At 63.6% G+C, this 18,207-nt stretch carries 18 protein-coding genes; 11 read left to right on the top strand and 7 right to left on the bottom strand.

Annotated elements, in window-relative coordinates; translation table 11 throughout:
* Positions 1–30: 30 nt before the first annotated feature.
* From AC07PF_RS05440 to AC07PF_RS05430, 3 genes are all read left to right on the top strand, one after another.
* On the top strand, positions 31–822 hold the full coding sequence (locus AC07PF_RS05440; RefSeq protein ID WP_494611113.1) for an MBL fold metallo-hydrolase: 792 nt from the start codon (positions 31–33) through the stop codon (positions 820–822).
* A 224-nt stretch (positions 823–1,046) separates the two neighbouring features.
* Positions 1,047–1,592 carry a pilin gene (locus AC07PF_RS05435; protein ID WP_494611112.1) on the top strand — a complete coding sequence of 182 codons (546 nt, stop codon included), beginning with the start codon at positions 1,047–1,049 and terminating at the stop codon, positions 1,590–1,592.
* 119 nt (positions 1,593–1,711) lie between these two features.
* A complete protein-coding gene (locus tag AC07PF_RS05430; protein WP_494611111.1) occupies positions 1,712–2,494 on the top strand; it encodes a hypothetical protein in 783 nt (260 codons plus the stop codon).
* Here the strand turns inward: AC07PF_RS05430 and AC07PF_RS05425 are convergent.
* The gene (locus AC07PF_RS05425; RefSeq protein ID WP_494611110.1) at positions 2,487–5,486 is read right to left on the bottom strand and encodes a fused MFS/spermidine synthase; all 3,000 of its coding nucleotides are present in this window, start codon (positions 5,484–5,486) and stop codon (positions 2,487–2,489) included. The genes AC07PF_RS05430 and AC07PF_RS05425 overlap by 8 nt on opposite strands.
* A 154-nt stretch (positions 5,487–5,640) precedes the next feature.
* Between AC07PF_RS05425 and AC07PF_RS05420 the strand changes: the two genes are divergently transcribed.
* On the top strand, positions 5,641–6,204 hold the full coding sequence (locus tag AC07PF_RS05420) for a pilin (RefSeq protein ID WP_494611109.1): 564 nt from the start codon (positions 5,641–5,643) through the stop codon (positions 6,202–6,204).
* Positions 6,205–6,303: 99 nt separating this feature from the next.
* On the opposite strand, the gene moaC is transcribed toward AC07PF_RS05420, so the two are convergent.
* On the bottom strand, positions 6,304–6,810 hold the full coding sequence (gene moaC, locus AC07PF_RS05415; RefSeq protein ID WP_494611108.1) for a cyclic pyranopterin monophosphate synthase MoaC: 507 nt from the start codon (positions 6,808–6,810) through the stop codon (positions 6,304–6,306).
* A 106-nt stretch (positions 6,811–6,916) separates the two neighbouring features.
* Between moaC and AC07PF_RS05410 the strand changes: the two genes are divergently transcribed.
* Entirely contained in the window at positions 6,917–8,482 is a 1,566-nt protein-coding gene (locus tag AC07PF_RS05410; RefSeq protein WP_494611107.1) for a M48 family metalloprotease, read from the top strand.
* On the opposite strand, the gene AC07PF_RS05405 is transcribed toward AC07PF_RS05410, so the two are convergent.
* From AC07PF_RS05405 to AC07PF_RS05395, 3 genes are all read right to left on the bottom strand, one after another.
* Positions 8,450–8,803 carry a phage holin family protein gene (locus AC07PF_RS05405; protein ID WP_035206311.1) on the bottom strand — a complete coding sequence of 118 codons (354 nt, stop codon included), beginning with the start codon at positions 8,801–8,803 and terminating at the stop codon, positions 8,450–8,452. The genes AC07PF_RS05410 and AC07PF_RS05405 overlap by 33 nt on opposite strands.
* Before the next feature lie 80 nt (positions 8,804–8,883).
* Positions 8,884–9,348, bottom strand: a complete 465-nt coding sequence (locus tag AC07PF_RS05400; protein ID WP_007860744.1) for a hypothetical protein — start codon at positions 9,346–9,348, stop codon at positions 8,884–8,886.
* A gap of 83 nt (positions 9,349–9,431) precedes the next feature.
* The gene (locus AC07PF_RS05395; RefSeq protein ID WP_007860745.1) at positions 9,432–10,163 is read right to left on the bottom strand and encodes a TerC family protein; all 732 of its coding nucleotides are present in this window, start codon (positions 10,161–10,163) and stop codon (positions 9,432–9,434) included.
* 542 nt (positions 10,164–10,705) lie between these two features.
* Here AC07PF_RS05395 and ggt point away from each other — a divergent pair.
* From ggt to AC07PF_RS05380, 3 genes are all read left to right on the top strand, one after another.
* Positions 10,706–12,574 carry a gamma-glutamyltransferase gene (gene ggt, locus AC07PF_RS05390; protein WP_494611106.1) on the top strand — a complete coding sequence of 623 codons (1,869 nt, stop codon included), beginning with the start codon at positions 10,706–10,708 and terminating at the stop codon, positions 12,572–12,574.
* Between the two features lie 86 nt (positions 12,575–12,660).
* Positions 12,661–13,113 carry a DUF3717 domain-containing protein gene (locus tag AC07PF_RS05385; protein ID WP_145693955.1) on the top strand — a complete coding sequence of 151 codons (453 nt, stop codon included), beginning with the start codon at positions 12,661–12,663 and terminating at the stop codon, positions 13,111–13,113.
* Positions 13,114–13,169: 56 nt separating this feature from the next.
* A complete protein-coding gene (locus AC07PF_RS05380; RefSeq protein ID WP_007860757.1) occupies positions 13,170–13,475 on the top strand; it encodes a hypothetical protein in 306 nt (101 codons plus the stop codon).
* Positions 13,476–13,537: 62 nt separating this feature from the next.
* Here AC07PF_RS05380 and AC07PF_RS05375 read toward each other — a convergent pair whose 3' ends face one another.
* On the bottom strand, positions 13,538–14,098 hold the full coding sequence (locus AC07PF_RS05375) for a YaeQ family protein (RefSeq protein ID WP_007860759.1): 561 nt from the start codon (positions 14,096–14,098) through the stop codon (positions 13,538–13,540).
* Positions 14,099–14,304: 206 nt separating this feature from the next.
* Positions 14,305–15,684, bottom strand: a complete 1,380-nt coding sequence (gene purB, locus AC07PF_RS05370; RefSeq protein ID WP_007860762.1) for an adenylosuccinate lyase — start codon at positions 15,682–15,684, stop codon at positions 14,305–14,307.
* A 284-nt stretch (positions 15,685–15,968) separates the two neighbouring features.
* Between purB and AC07PF_RS05365 the strand changes: the two genes are divergently transcribed.
* The 3 genes from AC07PF_RS05365 (at position 15,969) to AC07PF_RS05355 (ending at position 18,207) form a co-directional block, all read left to right on the top strand.
* Positions 15,969–16,583, top strand: coding sequence for a glutathione S-transferase N-terminal domain-containing protein (locus tag AC07PF_RS05365; protein WP_007860763.1), 615 nt, complete (start codon positions 15,969–15,971; stop codon positions 16,581–16,583).
* A gap of 41 nt (positions 16,584–16,624) precedes the next feature.
* Positions 16,625–17,344: a TetR/AcrR family transcriptional regulator gene (locus tag AC07PF_RS05360; RefSeq protein WP_007860766.1), complete on the top strand. Its 720-nt coding sequence runs from the start codon at positions 16,625–16,627 to the stop codon at positions 17,342–17,344.
* Positions 17,345–17,607: 263 nt separating this feature from the next.
* The gene (locus tag AC07PF_RS05355) at positions 17,608–18,207 is read left to right on the top strand and encodes a TRAP transporter small permease (RefSeq protein ID WP_494611105.1); all 600 of its coding nucleotides are present in this window, start codon (positions 17,608–17,610) and stop codon (positions 18,205–18,207) included.

The following is an 18,207-nucleotide window of genomic DNA, read 5'->3' as shown; positions in this document are numbered from 1 at the left end:
AAGAGACGACAGCAAACAGGACTGCATGACATGAAGGTTCGCGTACTGGGGTGCTCCGGGGCCATTGCCAAAGACTGCCGGACCACCTCGTTCCTGGTCAACGACAACATCCTCATCGATGCGGGGACGGGGGTGGGCGACCTGACACTGGACGAAATGCGCCGCATCGACCACGTGTTCCTCACGCATTCGCACCTGGACCATATCGCGGCGCTGCCGTTGATGCTCGATGCGGTCTCTTCCCTGCGCAGCAGCCCGGTGCAGGTCCATGCGCTGCCCGGCACCATTGCCGCCCTGCAGGCGCATGTGTTCAACAACGTCATCTGGCCGGATTTCAGCAGCATCCCCACGTCTGACCAGCCCTTCCTGCAGTACCAGACCATCGCGGTGGGCGAACGCCTGAAGGTCGAAGGCATGCACCTGGAGGTCCTGCCCGCCGTGCACACGGTGCCAGCCGTGGGCTACGCAGTGGCCGGCAGCACGGGATGGTGGGTGTTCAGCGGTGACACTGGCCGCAACCCGGATTTCTGGACGCGCGTCAACTCCCTGCCCGTCGCCATGCTCGTCATCGAGACGGCCTTCAGCAACCGCGAAACCTCCCTGGCCCAGCGCAGCCTGCACCTGTCACCCCACACCCTGGCCCAGGAACTGGCGCAACTGACCCCCGGCAAGCGCTGCCCCATCTACATCACCCACACCAAGCCCTCCGAGACCGAACTCATCATGGAGGAGATCCGCCGCTTCGACCAAAGCGCAGGGCCGCTGGGCGCCGCTCCGCATGACATTTATTGGCTCAAGGCCGGGGACGAGTTCGTGTTCTGACCACTGTGTTGCAGTTGGTGACGTTCGTGGCACGACAAAAATGTCGCGACAGGGCCCTTGTAGATGTCCGGGAAACACTTCAAGGACAATTGACCCATTTGGGGGAGGGATTCAGGCACGGTGCAGCAGGGCCGGCGGGGTGGCACGGAACCTGCTCATGTTCCGCCAGCCTGGAGAATTCTTCTGCAGGTTTTGAATTGCAATTGACCTCCGAGGAGTGATTTATGAAGCGTTTTGCACAAAAGGGTTTCACCCTGATCGAATTGATGATCGTTGTGGCGATCATCGGTATTCTGGCTGCCGTGGCACTGCCTGCCTATCAGGACTACACGATCCGTGCGCGTGTCACGGAAGGCGTGGGCCTGGCTTCGAGCGCGAAGCAACTCGTGGGTGAAGCCAATACCGCTGTTGAACTCAAGGCTGCTGCCGATACCTGGAACGCCCAGGCTGGTGCCAAGGGTGCCGTGAGCAAGTATGTGACCTCGGTGCAGATGGCACCTACGACCGGTGAAATCACGGTGGCCTTCAACAAGGCGAACGTAGGTAACATCAACGTTGACGGTGCAACGCTGGTCTATACCCCATACATTCAAGGTGGTGCCGGTCCAGTGGCTCTGGCTGGCAACTTCGCGAGCGCCACTCCAGTCACGGGTTCTGTGGACTGGGGCTGCGCATCGGACACCAATGCCGTTTCCACGGCACGCACCATGCCTCCTATTGGTGGCGCCGGTACGTTGAAGGCCAAGTTCGCGCCTAACGACTGCCGTTAAGCTGATCCAGCTCAAAAAACCCGCTTATGCGGGTTTTTTTTCGTCTGGAAAGCGTGGGTAAAGCATTTTTGAACTAATTTGGCTAGATTGCCGAGAACTCAAAGCAAGGGCGCAATACGATGCGAGCAGCGATCGATACCAGAGTGGTCGGCATTCATCTCTTGGCAACCACACTGGCGGCGGCAGGTCTGGCGCTCGTGGTTTTTGGATATTGGTTTCCACCAGGTCTTCGTGAGCTGGCGGGTGGATGGAAGCTCTTCGGACTGTTCGTCACCGGGCTACTGGTATGTGGACCGGTGCTGACCGCACTGCTGTACCGGACCACCAAAAGCCGGCGCGCGTTGCAGGTGGATGCGGCATTCATCGGACTCTTGCAGATGGCCTCGCTGCTGTATGGCCTCAATGCCATGGTCCAGGCGAGACCGCTGGCGCTGGTCTTTGAAACCGATCGATTTCGACTGATCACCCATGCCGACATTCCCGCGCAAGCCCTGCCACCGCTTGCCGCTTGGATCCGGCCATGGAGCCTGGATGGTCCTGTCATGGCCAGTGTTCGGGGTCCTTTGTCGGACGAGGAGCGCGCGCAACGCTTCGATGACATGCTCCTAGATATCAGCCCCAGCCAACGCCCGGTCTACTGGCAGGATATTGGGCACAGCACCGCGCAGATCCGAAATCGTGTACGTTCGCTGTCGGATCTGCGCGCAGCTTATCCTGCGCAGCAGACAGCCATCGACCAAGCCGTTGAGCGGGGCCGTGCCCGCGCTGCGGGGCCCGTTGTGAATGGCGGGGAGCACGTGTGGCTCCCGCTGGTGAGCCGGCACAATCTGGAGTGGGTCGTCTTTCTCGACCCTCTGACCATGCAGGCAAAAGCATTTTTACCGCTGGATGGGTTCATCTAGCAGGCTCGTCCGCGGACAATTGGAGCGCAAATTTGTGAATGATGCTATGGGCTGTTTTCTCCTCGGGAGAAAAGTCCGTGTTCGCAAACTGCGCGCTGGACATTTCTGCCAGTTGGCCCCATCGTTTCTGGCTGGCCAAGGCAGTGCTCCAGGCCATCCACGCAATACCGTCAAAGGCCGATTGAAAAAATGGGGCGCTGGGCCGCTGGGTAAACCAGTCTCGACCAAGCTGCTCCAACTTGGCATAGTCCCTGTTGGCATATGCCTCCAGAATGCCCATGGCCCGCTGCAAGTCTTGCGGAATGTACGGGCATTTTTGCCACGATGGATTGATCCATGCGCCTACGAGCGCATCCCGGGGTAGAAAGCCGATGGTCTTTTTCGCAAGGTCACCCATGGCCCGTGACAAGGTGCGCAGCTCTCCCTCACTCCACTTCACAGAACATTGAGCACCAATTGCCCGCATCGCTATGACGGCTGGTGTCTGAGCCGCCGCGTCGCCGTTGATTTCTGCAATCAGGGCACGTGCGTTCGCGGTTGTCGCTTCAGGAAGAAAATACCGATCCCCGAGGGTCGGTGTTTTGGAAGGCAAGGGAGCGCTGACATTCAAGGCTTCCAGATGTGTCCTGAGGCTCATTTGCATTTCAAATGCCACCCCAGCCATGCTATTTTTGAATCGGGCTTTGGGCGCCTCAAGGCTCAGAACAGGATAGTAATCAGAGTTGGCAGGCGTCTGGTCGGAAAATTTCCCCAGTGCTTGAATCATTGGGGCATTGGCAACTTTCCGGAAGGCCAAATGGGCCTCTTGGGTGACGCCAACTCGGCTCAAATCTCCAACCAAATTGGAAGAAGGCGCTATTCGTTTCCAGTCCACATCGTTGATTTGCCCCTTGGGTTTTGCGACGATTATCAAGTCGGTCTGAGAGCCAAACCAGGCTGCATAGTCCTCGAATGCGGGTGTCAGAGAGTTCAGGATGGATGCAAGCAACGCATCATCGATTTCGTACAGCTGAATCCATTGCACGAAAAGTCCATCATCGTTCAAATACCGAGGGACAAATTTATAGAACTCCTGCGAAAAAAGAGATCCAACACCGCTGATCCATGGGTTTGAAGGCTCCGATATCAAAACATCGTACTTCTTGTTTTGCCCAGCAAAATAAGCCTTGGCATCATCGATAACAATATGAGAGCGCTTGTCCTGGTAGGCGCGCTCCACACGTGGTCCGAAAGCCTTGGCGCCTTCGACCATGGCCGGCTCTATTTCTATCGTGTCAACCTGTTCCACGCGGTTATCGCCAAGCACGGTATGGGTCGTCATGCCGGAGCCGAAACCGATGATGCCAACCTTTTTTGGTGCGTCGTGCAAGGACAATGGCACCCCCCCCAGCAGCACCATCGTTGGTTCGTCTGGCGTGGGAGGCCGGTCAGTCATCTGGACGGCTGCATCTGTCTTGCCATTGGTGGAAATGGATGCGGCGCCGCTTTGGGACAAAAGCACTGCCACGCTGGCTGTCTTCCCATCTCTGTAATAGGGGACCTGGTCACCTTTATTAATGCTTGCCTTCCCGTGCCGATACACCCCGGACGCAACGGTCATGGGATCAAAGGGGACCCGAATAGCTACCACCAGTGCACAAGCGGCTACCATCGCCGCCATGGCGAATTGAAGCTTGGAGCGATTGCCATCGGCATGCAAGCGCAGCAGGTAAAGGCCAATGGCGATATCCACGAGCGCAGCCACGCACAAGGCCAGTTTCAGGCCAAGATTGGGTATCAGCAAATGGATGGCGAGAAATACGCCGACGATGGATCCAAGTGTGTTCCAGGCATAGACGCGGCCAATGGCGCGTTCTCCAAATCCTTCTTTCAACAGTGCCACGGTGAACAGAGGCAAAGTCGTGCCAGCGAAAAAGGCTGCGGGCAGCATGATGGCCATGGAAACGGCTGCAGTGCCGAAGTTGAAAAGGGCGTACCCGCCATCGGTCTTTGACAATGCGCCCATCAGCCAGCCGACCCATGAAAATGCATTGGCATACACGAGCAAAGACGCAAGTGCTGCGGCGCCCATGAACACCTGCATCCATCCCACCAATCGCAATGGAGCATCCGTGCTGTCGGCTCGGTGCCGCACCCACAAACCGCCGAGCGCAATCCCCGCGATGAACGAGGCCAGCATGAGCTCGAACGCGTGCATGGTGCTGCCGACAGCCATGCTGAGCATCCGGATCCAGATGATTTCGTAAGCAAACGAGGCAGCCCCCGAAAGAGCGGTGCCCAGGAGGACCAAGCGCAGCAATGGGTTGCTGGCAACGCGCTGATCCAACTCGGAGACGGTAGAAGTTGCTGGAGCGGGTTCTGGCGCTCGGGCCAGCCACCAGGCCATACCGGCGACGGCAAGATTCAAGACGCCGGCTGCGGTCATGGCACCGGGCAGGCCGGCGAAGGGGATGAGTACGAAAACGGAAACCAGGGCGCCTGCGGCCGCGCCAATACTGTTGGTGAAATAGAGTCCACCCAGCATGTGACCTTGGCTGCTCGGAAAGCGCCGGATCAGACCTCCGCTCATCAAGGGAAAGGTCATGCCCAGCAAAATGGTCTGCGGCAGTATCAACAAGGCTGCCACAGCCCACCGTGCAAGGTTGATCGCCCAAGGCTCGCCAAGCGCCGGAATCAAGGTGTCGTAGCTGAAGGCGCTGACCCGCGTAAAAAGCCAGTGAAATGTAAGACCCAATAGCCCGATGACGCCCTCGATCACGGCGTATCCGCGTATCAGGTTGCGCCAGTGTTGCCCCGCAGATGCGATCCAGGCCGCCCCTGCAGCCATCCCCCCCATGAAGATGGCCAGCACCAAAGCTTGCGCATAGGCTGCATGTCCCAGAAAGAGCCCCAGATAGTGTGACCAAATGGACTGATAAATGAGACCTGCGAAACCAGACAGGACAAAAATGGCGAACAAGCAGAGTCGAGAATTACGGTGCGTGGGACTCATCAAGGGGGCTCCGGGGGGAAACAAGACGGAAATGTGCCACTATTACAAGCAAAAACCCCGCCTGCAGAAGCAATGAATGCCATTGCTGATCGTGATGATGGCAGTGGGATCGAGGCCGATGTAAGGCGGGAATGCTATTTGCTTGTGCATCAGCATGTTACGAGGCACGCAAATGATAAAACACCGGCGTTCAAAGGGCTTTACCCTGATAGAACTCATGATCGTGGTGGCGATCATCGGCATATTGGCTGCAGTTGCATTGCCGGCCTATCAGGTTTTCACGACCCGGGCACGGGTGACTGAGGGATTGTCGATTGCTGACACTGCCAAGCACGAAATCAGCGCCGGAGCTGCCGCTTCGCCCGACCTGGCAAGTGCCATTGCGACCTGGAACTCCCAAGCCAACAACAAGGGCGCGACAAGCAAGTATGTCACTAGCGTGCTGGCGACTGCGGCACCAGGGGCTTCCACGGATGGGGAAATCACGATTACCTTCAATGGCACTGCCGGCCCGATCAATGGGCGTACCCTGGTGCTGACTCCTTGGATACGAAGCGCGGCTGCTGCCACGGCTCTGGGTTCTTCCTATGCCGCCAACGTGACGGGCGCGATCGACTGGAGTTGCCAATCCGAAAGCAGTGCCATCTCAACGGCTCGTGCCATGGTGGGTACTTTGGGATCGTTGCCCGCCAAATTTGCTCCGCCCGACTGCCGCTGAAAAAGGATTCATTTCACGGCTTGTGGTGTCCGTCGCAAGCTATCCTTTTTGGAGACGCGGCGTTCGATACATGAGGGTCGGTTGATTCTGCAGTGCTTTCTACGGCCAGCTTCCTGACTTTCCCCCCTGCTTTCCCACCACCCGGACCCCCTCCACCACCATCCCCCGGTCCACCGCCTTGCACATGTCGTAAATGGTCAGCAAGGCAACCTGCACCGCCGTCAGCGCTTCCATCTCGACGCCTGTCGGCCCCACGGTTTCCACCGTGGCCGTGCAGGTTATCCCCGTCGCCCCCGGGTGCTGGACGCCAGCCACTTCAAACTCCACCGCCACCCTTGTCAGCGCCAGTGGATGGCACAGTGGAATCAGATCACTCGTCTTCTTCGCGGCCTGGATGCCGGCAATCCGTGCGATGCCCAGCACGTCGCCTTTCTTCGCGGTGCCGGCCTCGATGATGGCCAGCGTGGCTGGCTGCATCTCGATGCGGCCGGTGGCGATGGCGACGCGGTGGGTCGCGGGTTTGGCGCCCACGTCCACCATGTGGGCCTGGCCCTGGGCGTCGAAATGGGTAAGGGTTGGCGGGGTGGTGGGGTCGGGCTTGGACATGGGAAGCTGGTTGCTGGGGCGGCTATGGCGGGGGGGGGCTGGCAATTTCTTGGTAACCAGTTGAATCGCCGGGGAAACACTGGAGTGTCAGGGCATCATACGGTCCATGCGGAAAATCCCAAGCAGGGCGGCTCTCCCCGACATCAACCACTGGAGGCACACGCGCGCGGTGCTGGCACCGCTGGTGCTCGCCCTGGCCAGCGCGGCCGTTCTGGTTCTTCTTCCTGTGCGCCTGGCGCATGCGCAGCTGCCCACCCTGGGCGACGGCAGCGAGCTGACCACCAGCGGCGAGCGGCGCCTGGGCGACCGCATCATCCGCGAGCTGTACCGCGACCCCGATTACATCGACGATGCCGTGCTCTCCGAGTACGTCCAGGGTCTGTGGCTGCCGCTCATGGACGCCGCGCGCAAGCGCGGGGAGCTCTCGCCGGAGCTGGACGAGCGCTTTGCCTGGGAGATCCTGCTCGGGCGTGACCGCACGGTGAATGCCTTTGCTCTGCCGGGCGGCTACCTGGGCGTGCACCTGGGGCTCATCGGCGTGGTGACTTCGCGCGACGAGCTGGCATCGGTGCTGGCGCACGAGCTCAGCCACGTCACCCAGCGCCATATCTCGCGGCTGATCGCGCAGCAGAGCAAGCAGACGCCCCTGCTGCTGGGCGCCATGATCCTCGGGGCCCTGGCGGCGAGCAAGAACCCGGGTGCGGCGCAGGCCATGGTCGTGGGCGGCCAGGCGCTGGCCATGCAGAACCAGCTCAACTTTTCTCGCGACATGGAGCGCGAGGCCGACCGCATCGGCTATGGCCTCATGGAGCCCGCAGGCTTCGCACCGCAGGGTTTTGTCAGCATGTTCGACAAGCTGCAGCAGGCCAACCGCATCAACGACAACGGCAGCTGGCCCTACCTGCGCAGCCACCCGCTGACCACCCAGCGCATGGCCGACATGCAGTCGCGGCTGCCGCCCGGCAAGGCACAGCAGCCCGGCCCTGCCTCCACGCAGGAACATGCCATGGCCTCCGCGCGGGCGCGGGTGCTCTCCAACCCGGGGGTGGACACCTTGCGCCAGTGGATCGCCGAGCCGGGCAGTACCGGCTTTGCCAGCCAGAGCGGGTCGCGCAAGGCCGCCATCCTCTATGCGTCGGCCCTGGGCAGCAGCCAGTTGCGTGATGCCAAGGCGGCGCGCACGACCTGGGCGCTGCTGGAGGCGCAGGTGCGTGGCGACATGCCGGCCCAGCGGCTGGCGCAGCTGCTCAAGGCAGAAATCGAATTCGCCGCCGGCGAGGCCGACGCGGCGCTGGCCGCGCTGCCCGCCGGGGCCAGTGACCACCGGCCGGAGTTGCTGCTGCGCACCCGCGCGCTGCTCAAGGCCGGGCGCTCGGGCGAGGTGGTCGGTGCGCTGCAGACCTGGATCGCCAACCACCCGCGGGATGCCACCGTATGGCAATTGCTGGCCACGGTGTGGCAGGCCAACGGCCAGCCGCTGCGCGCTGTTCGCGCCGAGGCCGAAGCCCACGCCACGCGCTACGACTATGCCGCGGCGGTGGACCGTTTCAAGGCCGGGCAGGACCTGGCCCGGCGCAGCGGGGCATCGGCGGACCACTTCGAGGCGTCCATCATCGACACCCGGCTCAAGGCCGTGGAGTCACTTCTTCGTGAACAGACCGCCGAGCGCTGATTCGATCACCACGCCCAGCACCGAATAGATCAGCGAGCCGATCAGCGCGGCGGCAAAGCCCGTCACCTGGAAGCCGTCGAGCACGCTGGCGGCCGCCCAGAACATGAGCGCGTTGATGACAAAAAGGAACAGCCCGACCGTCACGATGGTCACGGGCAATGTCAGCACCACGAGGATGGGACGCAGGACCACATTGAACAGGCCGATCACGAAGGCCGCGATCAGCGCCGACGGAAAGCTCTGCACCACCACACCGCTGTAGACATAGGCCACGAACAGCAGCGATGCAGCGCTGAGCAGCCATTTCAGAAGAAGTCGGATCATGGCCACAGGATAGCATTGGCCTGTGGCAAAAGGCGGGGCACCGGCGGGCCGGCCCCCGTGCCTTGCAAGCGGTGTATTTACTCGGTGCCCAGCACCATCAGCAAGCCCACGCTGGCAAACAGGCTGCTCAGCGTGCCTGGCAGCGACCAGCGCCCGCCGGCCGGCACCGTGGCGCCGGTATCGGGGGCTGCCACATCCAGCTTGGGTCGGCGCGCATCCACCACCTGGGCCTTGGTGCTGCCCATGTCGGCCTGCAGCTTGTCCGTCAATTCCGGCAGCGGGCCCTTGGCCAGCACCGTGGTGACCTGGTCGGGGTGGACCCTGAGGCTGGGAACCACCTGGGCGAACAGCTTGTCGGCCCACTTGGCGCGCCAGTTCTCACGCGCGCTGTGGCTCACCCACTTGCTGATGCGATGGGTCATGCGTGGCGCGCACGCCACCAGCACCCAGTGCGTATTGCCTGCCGAACCACGCGCAAACAGGGGCGCGAGGATCTGCTGCGCATGGGCTGCGTCGTCCACGTACACGATGACTTTGTCCATTTGGGTAGCTCCCTTGTCAGTGGCTGCCAACGGGGCGCTCGGCGAGCGCCCCGCGGTCAGCCCACGGGGTCATTGAAAATCGCTCAACCGTGTTCCACGGGGGTCGCGGGGGCGCGGCGTGCCAGGATCATCTTGCCCAGCGCCAGCACCAGCAGGGCACCTGCCACGCTCGCACCATAGCGGATCACGTCGGTCTGCGGGATCTTGAGCATCCACTGCCACTTGTCAGGATTGGAGAACACCGGGTCGGTCACCAGCATGCCGCCGGCGATCCAGCCCAGCAGCATGCCACCCAGCGTGATGATGAACGGGAAGCGCTCCATCAGCTTGATGACCAGCTGGCTGCCCCAGACGATGATCGGGATCGAGATCAGAAGACCCAGCACCACCAGCAGGAACTGGTGCTCGCCCGCGTTCTGTGCGGCGCCAGCGATGGCGATCACGTTGTCCACGCTCATCACCAGGTCGGCCACGATGATGGTCTTGATGGCGGCCAGCAGCTTGTCGCTGCCTGCCACTTCGCCATGGCCGTCCTCATCGGGGGCCAGCAGCTTGACGCCGATCCACACCAGCAGGACCGCGCCCACGAACTTGAGGAAGGGCAGCGCCAGCAAGGTCATCGCAAAGGCGATCAGGATCACGCGCAGAACGATGGCGCCGGCCGTGCCCCAGATGATGCCCTTGGTACGCTGGGCGGGGGGCAGCTTGCGGCAGGCCAGGGCAATGACCACCGCATTGTCGCCACCCAGCAGGATGTCGATGATGATGATCTGTCCCAGCGCGAGCCAGAATTCGGGCGAAGCCAAAAAGTCCATAAATTCCTCAATATCAGTGGGCAAAAGGAGGGCTTAGCGCCAATGTAGCGCCAAGTCCACCTGGGGGATAGAGGGCCTGCGGTCGGAGGATCAAGGGCTCGCCCGCGTTGCGCGGGTGGTTCGAAAATCGGGAAGGCAGCCTTGATCAGCCCACAGAAGGGCCCATCAAAGGTCTTGCTCGATCCAGCGCCCTGTTTGCGCGCTGGACCCGGACTGCCGGAAGCGATGCTTCGTACTGACGACAGGCCGATGCCATGCGTGGGCAGTGCCCCTGCAGGGCGCGCTGTACATGCGTGGCGGGAGCTACTCCCCTTCGAAGCCGCAATTGGACCATCGCCCGGCCATGAACGCAAGCCCCGCGGAGCGCGCAGAGCGCCTATCCAAGGGATAACGAGCACATGCAGCGGTGCATTTCAACATGCCGTTTTTTGCCTTTGCGGTGTGACAAAACCGTGACTATCATGTGTTTCGCCATGCACCTGCGCCTTGCCCGCAGGCCGCATTCCCCTCCTGCTCTTCACTGGATCGAGGACCTGTACCCCATGACCATTTCCACCACCGGGCGCCGCTGGCAACTCGCCCTGCTCAGTGCCACTGCCGTGGCTGCACTGCTTGCTGCCTGCGGAGGCAGTGACGACACCCCCGTCGCCGAGCCCGTGGAGCAGTACGTACCGCCCGAGCCGCCCTCGGGCTACACGCCCAAGACCATCGCCTATGCCAACAAGGACATGGTCGCCGCGGCCAACCCGCTGGCCGTGCAGACCGGCACGGCCATCCTGGCCAAGGGCGGCAGTGCCATCGACGCGGCCATTGCCGTGCAGCTGGTGCTCAACCTGGTGGAGCCGCAATCCTCGGGCATTGGCGGCGGTGCCTTCATGCTGCATTTCGACAAAGGGGCCAACCGGCTGCTGGCCTATGACGGCCGCGAGACCGCGCCCCTGGCCGCCACGCCCAACCTGTTCATCGGCGCCGACGGCAACCCGCTGGCTTTCCTGACTGCCGTGGACGGTGGCCTGTCGGTCGGCACACCCGGTGTCTTGCGCATGCTCGAAGCCGCACACAAGGCGCACGGCAAACTGCCCTGGAAGGACCTGTTCGATCCCGCCATCAAGCTCAGCGAAGACGGCTTTGCGATCTCCGAGCGCATGAGCGTCTCCATCGCCGGCTCGGCCGCGCGCATCAAGGCCCAGGGCGAGCCCGGGGCCAGCTACTTCCTGCGGGCCGACGGCACGGCCAAGCCCACCGGCACCCTGCTCAAGAACCCCGAACTGGCTGCGACGCTGCGCACCATTGCCGCTGGCGGCGCGGATGCGTTCTACAAGGGGGCCATCGCGGCCGACATCGTGGCCAAGGTCACGGGCCACCCCACCAATCCCGGCAAGCTCGCGCTGGCCGACCTGAACAACTACACCGCCAAGGTGCGCGAGCCCGTGTGCGGCGTGTACCGCACCAAGTACCGTGTCTGCGGCATGCCGGCGCCGAGCTCGGGCGGCATCGCCGTGCTGCAGACCCTGGGCATGCTCGAAAGCTTCGACCTCGCGGCGATGAAGCCCAATACGCTCGACTCCGTGCACGTGGTCTCCGAGGCCTACCGCCTGGCCTATGCTGACCGCGCCCTGTATGTGGCCGACCCCGACTTCGTGGCCGTGCCCCAGGCCGGCCTGGTCAATGCCGACTACCTCAAGGGCCGTGCGCGCCTGATCGACATGCAGCGCAGCATTGGCACGCCGGTGGCCGGCACGCCACCCGGCGTGGTCGCCGCACGCGGGGCCGATAGCTCGCTGAACCTGCCCTCGACCACCCACCTGTCCATCGTCGATGCCTCGGGCAACGCCGTGTCGATGACCACCACCATCGAGAACGGCTTTGGCAGCCTGCAGATGGTGCGCGGCTTCCTCTTGAACAACCAGCTCACCGACTTCTCGTTCACCGCCACCGACGCGGCCGGCAAGGCCATCGCCAACAGCGTGCAGCCCGGCAAGCGGCCACGCAGCTCCATGGCGCCGACCATCATCTTCAACGCCGCCACCGGCGACTTCGAAGGGGCCATCGGCTCGCCCGGCGGCAGCGCCATCATCCAGTACACCGCCAAGAGCATCCTGGGCATGACCGACTGGGGGTTGAACGTGCAGCAGGCCATCAACCTGCCCAACTTCGGCGCGCAGACCAGTGCCACCACCTCGATCGAGAAGGGCTCGGTCATCGACACGGCCGCCATCCGCGACGGCCTCAGGGCGCGCGGCCATACCGTGGCGCAGACCGACACCTTCGCCAGCGGCCTGCACGGCGTGACGTTCAACGGCGTGCGCGCCAACGGCAGCGCCGGCCTGCTCTCGCGCAACCCCGCAGCGGGTACTTACGCCGGGGGCGCCGATCCGCGCCGTGAAGGCATCGCGCTGGGCAACAACTGAGTAACCCCCTTGCCCGCATGTCGGGCAATGCCGGTTATCCTCCGGGCCCCCGCCGGGCAGAAGCTGGCGGGGGCCATTTTTTCGCCATGCCCTCTTCCCGCATCCACATCACTGACATCGAGGCCGCCATCAACCACTGGCGCCAGCGCTTGCCCTCGCCCGATGGCTTCACCCTGGCGCCTGCCACCCGCGCCCTGGCCAAGGTGTATGCGCTGATGGTCTACCGGCACGCGGACGAGATCGATGAAGCGGATTTCCCCGAGGAGGCGCTGGCGGCCTGGCAGGGCTGGTACGAGACCACGCCCGACACCCCGTGCATCGCCATCTGCTCCACCAGCCAGGGCGACGACCAGTGCAAGGGCTGCGGTCGCAGTTTCGACGAAGTGCAGCACTGGCTCGCCTACACCCCTGCCGAGAAGCGCAGCGTGTGGCGCCGCATCACGCTCGAGCATTCGGCATGGCGCTTCAACCGCTATGCCGAGCGGGCCGCAGAAGGACCATCCGCCGGACCACTGCAGGTGCCGGTGGCACAAGCCTGAGGTCCAGGCCGCCGGGGCCACTGTACGCCGCGCGCCCAAACCGGTATGGTGGGGCCATGCTGCGACTGACCCAGGCCCCCAACATCGCGATTGCCACGCTCTGGGCCGACATCCTGTGCGAGGCCGGCATGACCGCCTCGGTGCAGCGGCAGTACCTGGGCGCTGCAGCGGGCCACCTGCCGCCTGACCAGTGCCTGCCCGAGATCTGGCTCGAATACGACGAGCACGCCAGCCGCGCGCGCACCCTGCTCGACGATTTGCAGAACATTCCGCAGCGCCATTGGGTGTGCCGTTGCGGTGAAACGGTGGAGGGGGGCTTCGAGCAGTGCTGGCACTGCGGGGCCCTCATGCCGCTGGATTGACCGGACCCATCACGGCCGTCGGGCAGCAGCGGTGCCTGCAGTTTTTCAGCTGCGCTGGAGGCTTACTTCCAGCGCACCGGCTCCACGACCACGCTGCCCAGGTTGCTGCTCAGGGTGAGTGCGTTCTCCTGCACCGTGGCCTGCAGCTGCATGCTGCGCTCGGCCAGGGCCGCCAGGGCCTGCGAGGCCTCGGTCGGGATGCGCCAGACCTGCAGCTTCTCCAGGCGCGAGAGCTTGGTCTCGATGCCCTTCCACCAGATCTCGGCCGCGTGGTTGAAGCAGTACACGACCACGCTGTCGGCCTTGCTGCAGGCCTTGGTCAGCGGCTTGTCCTCGGGCTGGCCGACCTCGATCCAGACGCGCTTCCTGCCCGTGAAGTCGGTCAGCGAGGCGTCCGGATCGTCCGGGTCCGACAGTCCCGCGCCAAAGGCCAGCGTGCCGTCGCCGTTGCAGACGTCGTTGAGGTCGTGCGCATGGATGGCCAGCGCCGCCAGGCGCACCATCATGCGCTCATCGGTCTCGCTCGGGTGCCGTGCCAGCGTCAGCGCGTGGTCCGCGTAGTAGCCGTGGTCGATGTCGGCGATCTGCAGATGCGCCTTGAAGATGGTGGATTTGATGGCCATGCGGTCTCACTGAACAACAATTGACCGCTGCCTTTGCCTGGGTGCAGGCAACAGAGGCCGTGAAAAAAGGAAATCACCATGCGCCACAGAGCGCAGGTGATTGGGGTCGCGAGCGTGCCGGGCCTGGGGCCGTGCACGCAGCACAGCGGGCCCGGGGCCGTGCACGCAGCACAGCGGGCCCGGGCGGGGCTCGGCAGAAAAAGCGACTATGCCCGGCGGGCCAATGCGGCGGCCTTGCCGGTGTAGCTGCCCGGTGTCATGGCCAGCAGCCGGTCCTTTTCCTCCTGCGGGATCTCCAGCGAACGGATCAGACCGTGCAGCGCCTCGGCCGTCACCGTCTTGCCACGCGTGACTTCCTTGAGCTTCTCGTAGGCGCCCTGCACGCCAAAGCGGCGCATCACCGTCTGGATGGGCTCGGCCAGCACTTCCCAGGCGGCATCCAGGTCCTCGGCCAGGGCTTCTTCGTTGAGTTCGAGCTTGTTCAGGCCGGTCAGCAGCGAGGCATAGGCCAGTGCTGCATAGCCCAGGGCCACGCCCATGTTGCGCAGCACCGTGCTGTCGGTCAGGTCCCGCTGCCAGCGGCTGATCGGCAGCTTCTCCGACAGATGGCGCAGCAGCGCATTGGCCAGGCCCAGATTGCCTTCGGCATTCTCGAAGTCGATGGGGTTGACCTTGTGCGGCATGGTGCTGGAGCCGATCTCGCCGGCCTTCAGGCGCTGCTTGAAATAGCCCAGGCTCACATAGCCCCAGATGTCGCGCGACAGGTCGACGAGGATGGTGTTGGCACGCGCCACGGCATCGAACAGCTCGGCCATGTAGTCGTGCGGCTCGATCTGGATGCTGTAGGGCTGGAAGGTCAGGCCCAGGCCCAGGGGCTCGGGCGTCTCGATGACCTTCTTGCTGAAGGTTTCCCAGTCGAAGTCGGGCCAGGCCGACATGTGGGCGTTGTAGTTGCCCACGGCGCCGTTCATCTTGCCCAGGATCTTCACCGCCGCGATGCGGTCGCAGGCGGCCTGCAGGCGCACCACCACGTTGGCCATTTCCTTGCCCACCGTGGTGGGGCTCGCGGTCTGGCCGTGCGTGCGGCTGAGCATGGGCACGTCGGCATAGGCATGCGCCATCTCGCGCAGCTTGAGCACCACGCGGTCCAGGCCCGGCAGCACGACCTGGTCGCGGCCCGAACGCAGCTGCAGTGCGTGGCTGGTGTTGTTGATGTCTTCGCTGGTGCAGGCAAAGTGCACGAACTCGGCGGCCTTCTCCAGCTCGGGGCGCGCCTCGAACTTGCTCTTGATCCAGTACTCCACGGCCTTCACGTCGTGGTTGGTGGTCTTCTCGATGTCCTTGATGGCGGCCGAATCGGCCTCCGAGAAGTTCTTCACCAGGCCCAGCAGGTAGGCGCGCGCGCCCGTGGTCAGCGGCTTGAATTCGGCAAAGCCTGCGTCCGACAGCGCGATGAACCACGCCACTTCCACCTGCACGCGCCGGTGCATGTAGCCGTGCTCGCTCATGATCGGGCGCAGCGCTGCGAGTTTGTTGGAATAGCGGCCGTCGAGCGGCGACAGGGCGGTGATGGTGGACAGGCTCATGGACCCGGATTGTAGGCGCCACGCGCGGGAAAACCCCGATCCGGGCCATTGGAGGGCCGTCCGGCCGGTGACATCGGCCTGCCTCGACGGGCTGGATGCAAGTGTTGCAAATCCGCACCAAATGTGCACACACGCCGGCCGTTGGCCCGTGTGCGGGCGCCGCTCGGACCGTTGTCACCCATTTGCGGGGGCATGCCGGGCCGGTCCCCCGGGCGCCAGCCGATAGAATCGGTCGCGTACCCGTACCGTTGTCACGCATCCCGCGCACTGGAAGAAATCTCGCCATGAAATTGATCGGAGCCTCCGCCAGCCCTTATGTACGCAAGGTGCGCGTCGTCATGGCCGAGAAGAAGCTCGACTACCAGTTTGTGCAGGAAAACGTCTGGGCCGACGACACGACGATTGCCACCTCCAATCCGCTGGGCAAGGTGCCCTGCCTGGTGATGGAAGGCGGCGAAGCCGTCTTCGACTCGCGCGTGATCGTCGAGTACCTGGACACGCTGTCGCCTGTGGGCAAGCTCATCCCCAGCCAGGGCCGCGAGCGCGCCGAGGTCAAGACCTGGGAAGCCCTGGCCGATGGGGTGGTGGACGCCGCCATCCTGGCACGCCTGGAAGCCACCTGGGCCCACCGCAAGGACGGCGAGCGCAGCCAGGCCTGGATCGACCGCCAGATGCGCAAGGTCAACGACAGCCTCAAGTCCATGAGCCAGGGCCTGGGCGACAAGCCCTACTGCAGCGGCATCCACCTGAGCCTGTCGGACATCGCCGTGGGCTGTGCCCTGGGCTGGCTCGAGTTCCGCTTTCCCGAGATCGCCTGGCGCAGCGAATACCCCAACCTGGGCAAGCTGCTGGACAAGCTCATGCTGCGCCCGAGCTTCGCGGACACCAAGCCCGCCTGATCGCACTGGCAGGGCCGGCCCTTGCCGTATGCTTGGCGCATATGGACGAAACGGTTCAAAACACCCCGCCTTCCGCCGGTGACAGCCGCCCGGCGCGGCAGCGCGCTGCGCGCGAGGCCGCGGCCACGCCCGGTGCCGAGCGCGTGCGCGTGAACGACCCCGACCGCACCATGGCCAACATCTTGCAGGTGGCCACGGCCGAGTTCGCGGACAAGGGCCTGGCCGGCGCGCGCATCGACGAGATCGCGGCGCTCACCAGCACCAGCAAGCGCATGATCTACTACTATTTTGGTAGCAAGGAAGGCTTGTACGTGCGGGTGCTCGAAGAAGCCTACCGCCGCATCCGGCAGATCGAATCGGACCTGCACCTGGAAGACCTGGCGCCCGAGCAGGCCCTGCGCACCCTGGTCGGCTTCACCTTCGATTACCAGCTGGCCAACCCCGACTTCATCCGCCTGGTGATGAACGAGAACATGCACCGGGGCGAGTACATCAGCCGCTCCACGACCATCCAGGAGCTCAACATCCCGGTCATCCATGCGGTGCACAAGGTCTACCAGCGCGGCGTGGCCGCCGGGGTCTTTCGCCCCGACGTGGACCCGGTCGATCTGCACATGTCGATCTCGGCGCTGTGCTTCTTCAACGTCTCCAACCGCCACACCTTCGGCGCCATCTTCAAGCGCACGCTCGATGCGCCCGCCGCCATGGCCGAGCGCCGCGCATCCATCGTCGAGATGATCGTGCGCTTCCTGCGGCCGTAGCAGGTACATCCCCCTGAGTCGCTTCGCGCCTTCCCCCTTCTCTCGAATGGCTGCGCCATTCGGGAAGGGGGACACCGCCAGCGCGGCGGGGCGGCCCTTGCGCGGCGGTCACTGGCCTGTGGAGGGCGTGCCCTTCCTTTAGACATTGGTTGATCGACCCGGGAGTTCTCTCTGCGGAGTCGGGGTACAGGGTTTGCACCTAGATTAAATACTAACCAGTTCGTACAAAATTCATCCACAACGAACGAAGACGGAGACACACCATGTTTGCACTGGCCGATCGCGTGCTGCGGGGATACACCCGTGTGCTGGACGTGCTCTCGGGCATCTGCCTGGCCATCATGGTTGTGCTGGTGTTCGGCAACGTGGTGTTGCGCTATACCTTCAACTCGGGCATCACCGTGTCCGAGGAGCTCTCGCGCTGGCTCTTCGTCTGGTTGACCTTCATGGGCGCCGTGGTGGCGCTGCGCGAGCACGGCCACCTGGGCATGGATGCCTTCGTCTCGCGCCTGCCCGTCGTGGGCAAAAAGACCTGCCTGGTGATCGCGCAGCTGGCCATGCTCTACGTCTCGTGGCTGCTGCTGGCCGGCAGCTGGGCGCAGGTGCTGATCAATTGGGAGACCGAGGCACCGGTGACGGGCGCCTCGGTCGGCATCTTCTACGCCAGCGGCGTGCTCATGGGCGCCTCGGCCATCGTGATCCTGCTGCGCGACCTGCTGCGCACCTTGCTCGTGCCGCTGGCCGAGCATGAACTGATCATGGTGCAGGAGAGCGAGGAGATGGCCGCCTTCGAGCGCAGCAACCCCGGCCTCCAACCCCCTTCCGACAAAGCGGACGGCGATGGCCCTGCGAAGCACTCCTGA

The sequence above is a fragment of the Acidovorax sp. GW821-FHT10A04 genome (assembly GCF_059415825.1).
The sequence above is the reverse complement of the archived record's forward strand: the minus strand, read 5'-3'. Positions and strand labels throughout refer to the sequence as shown.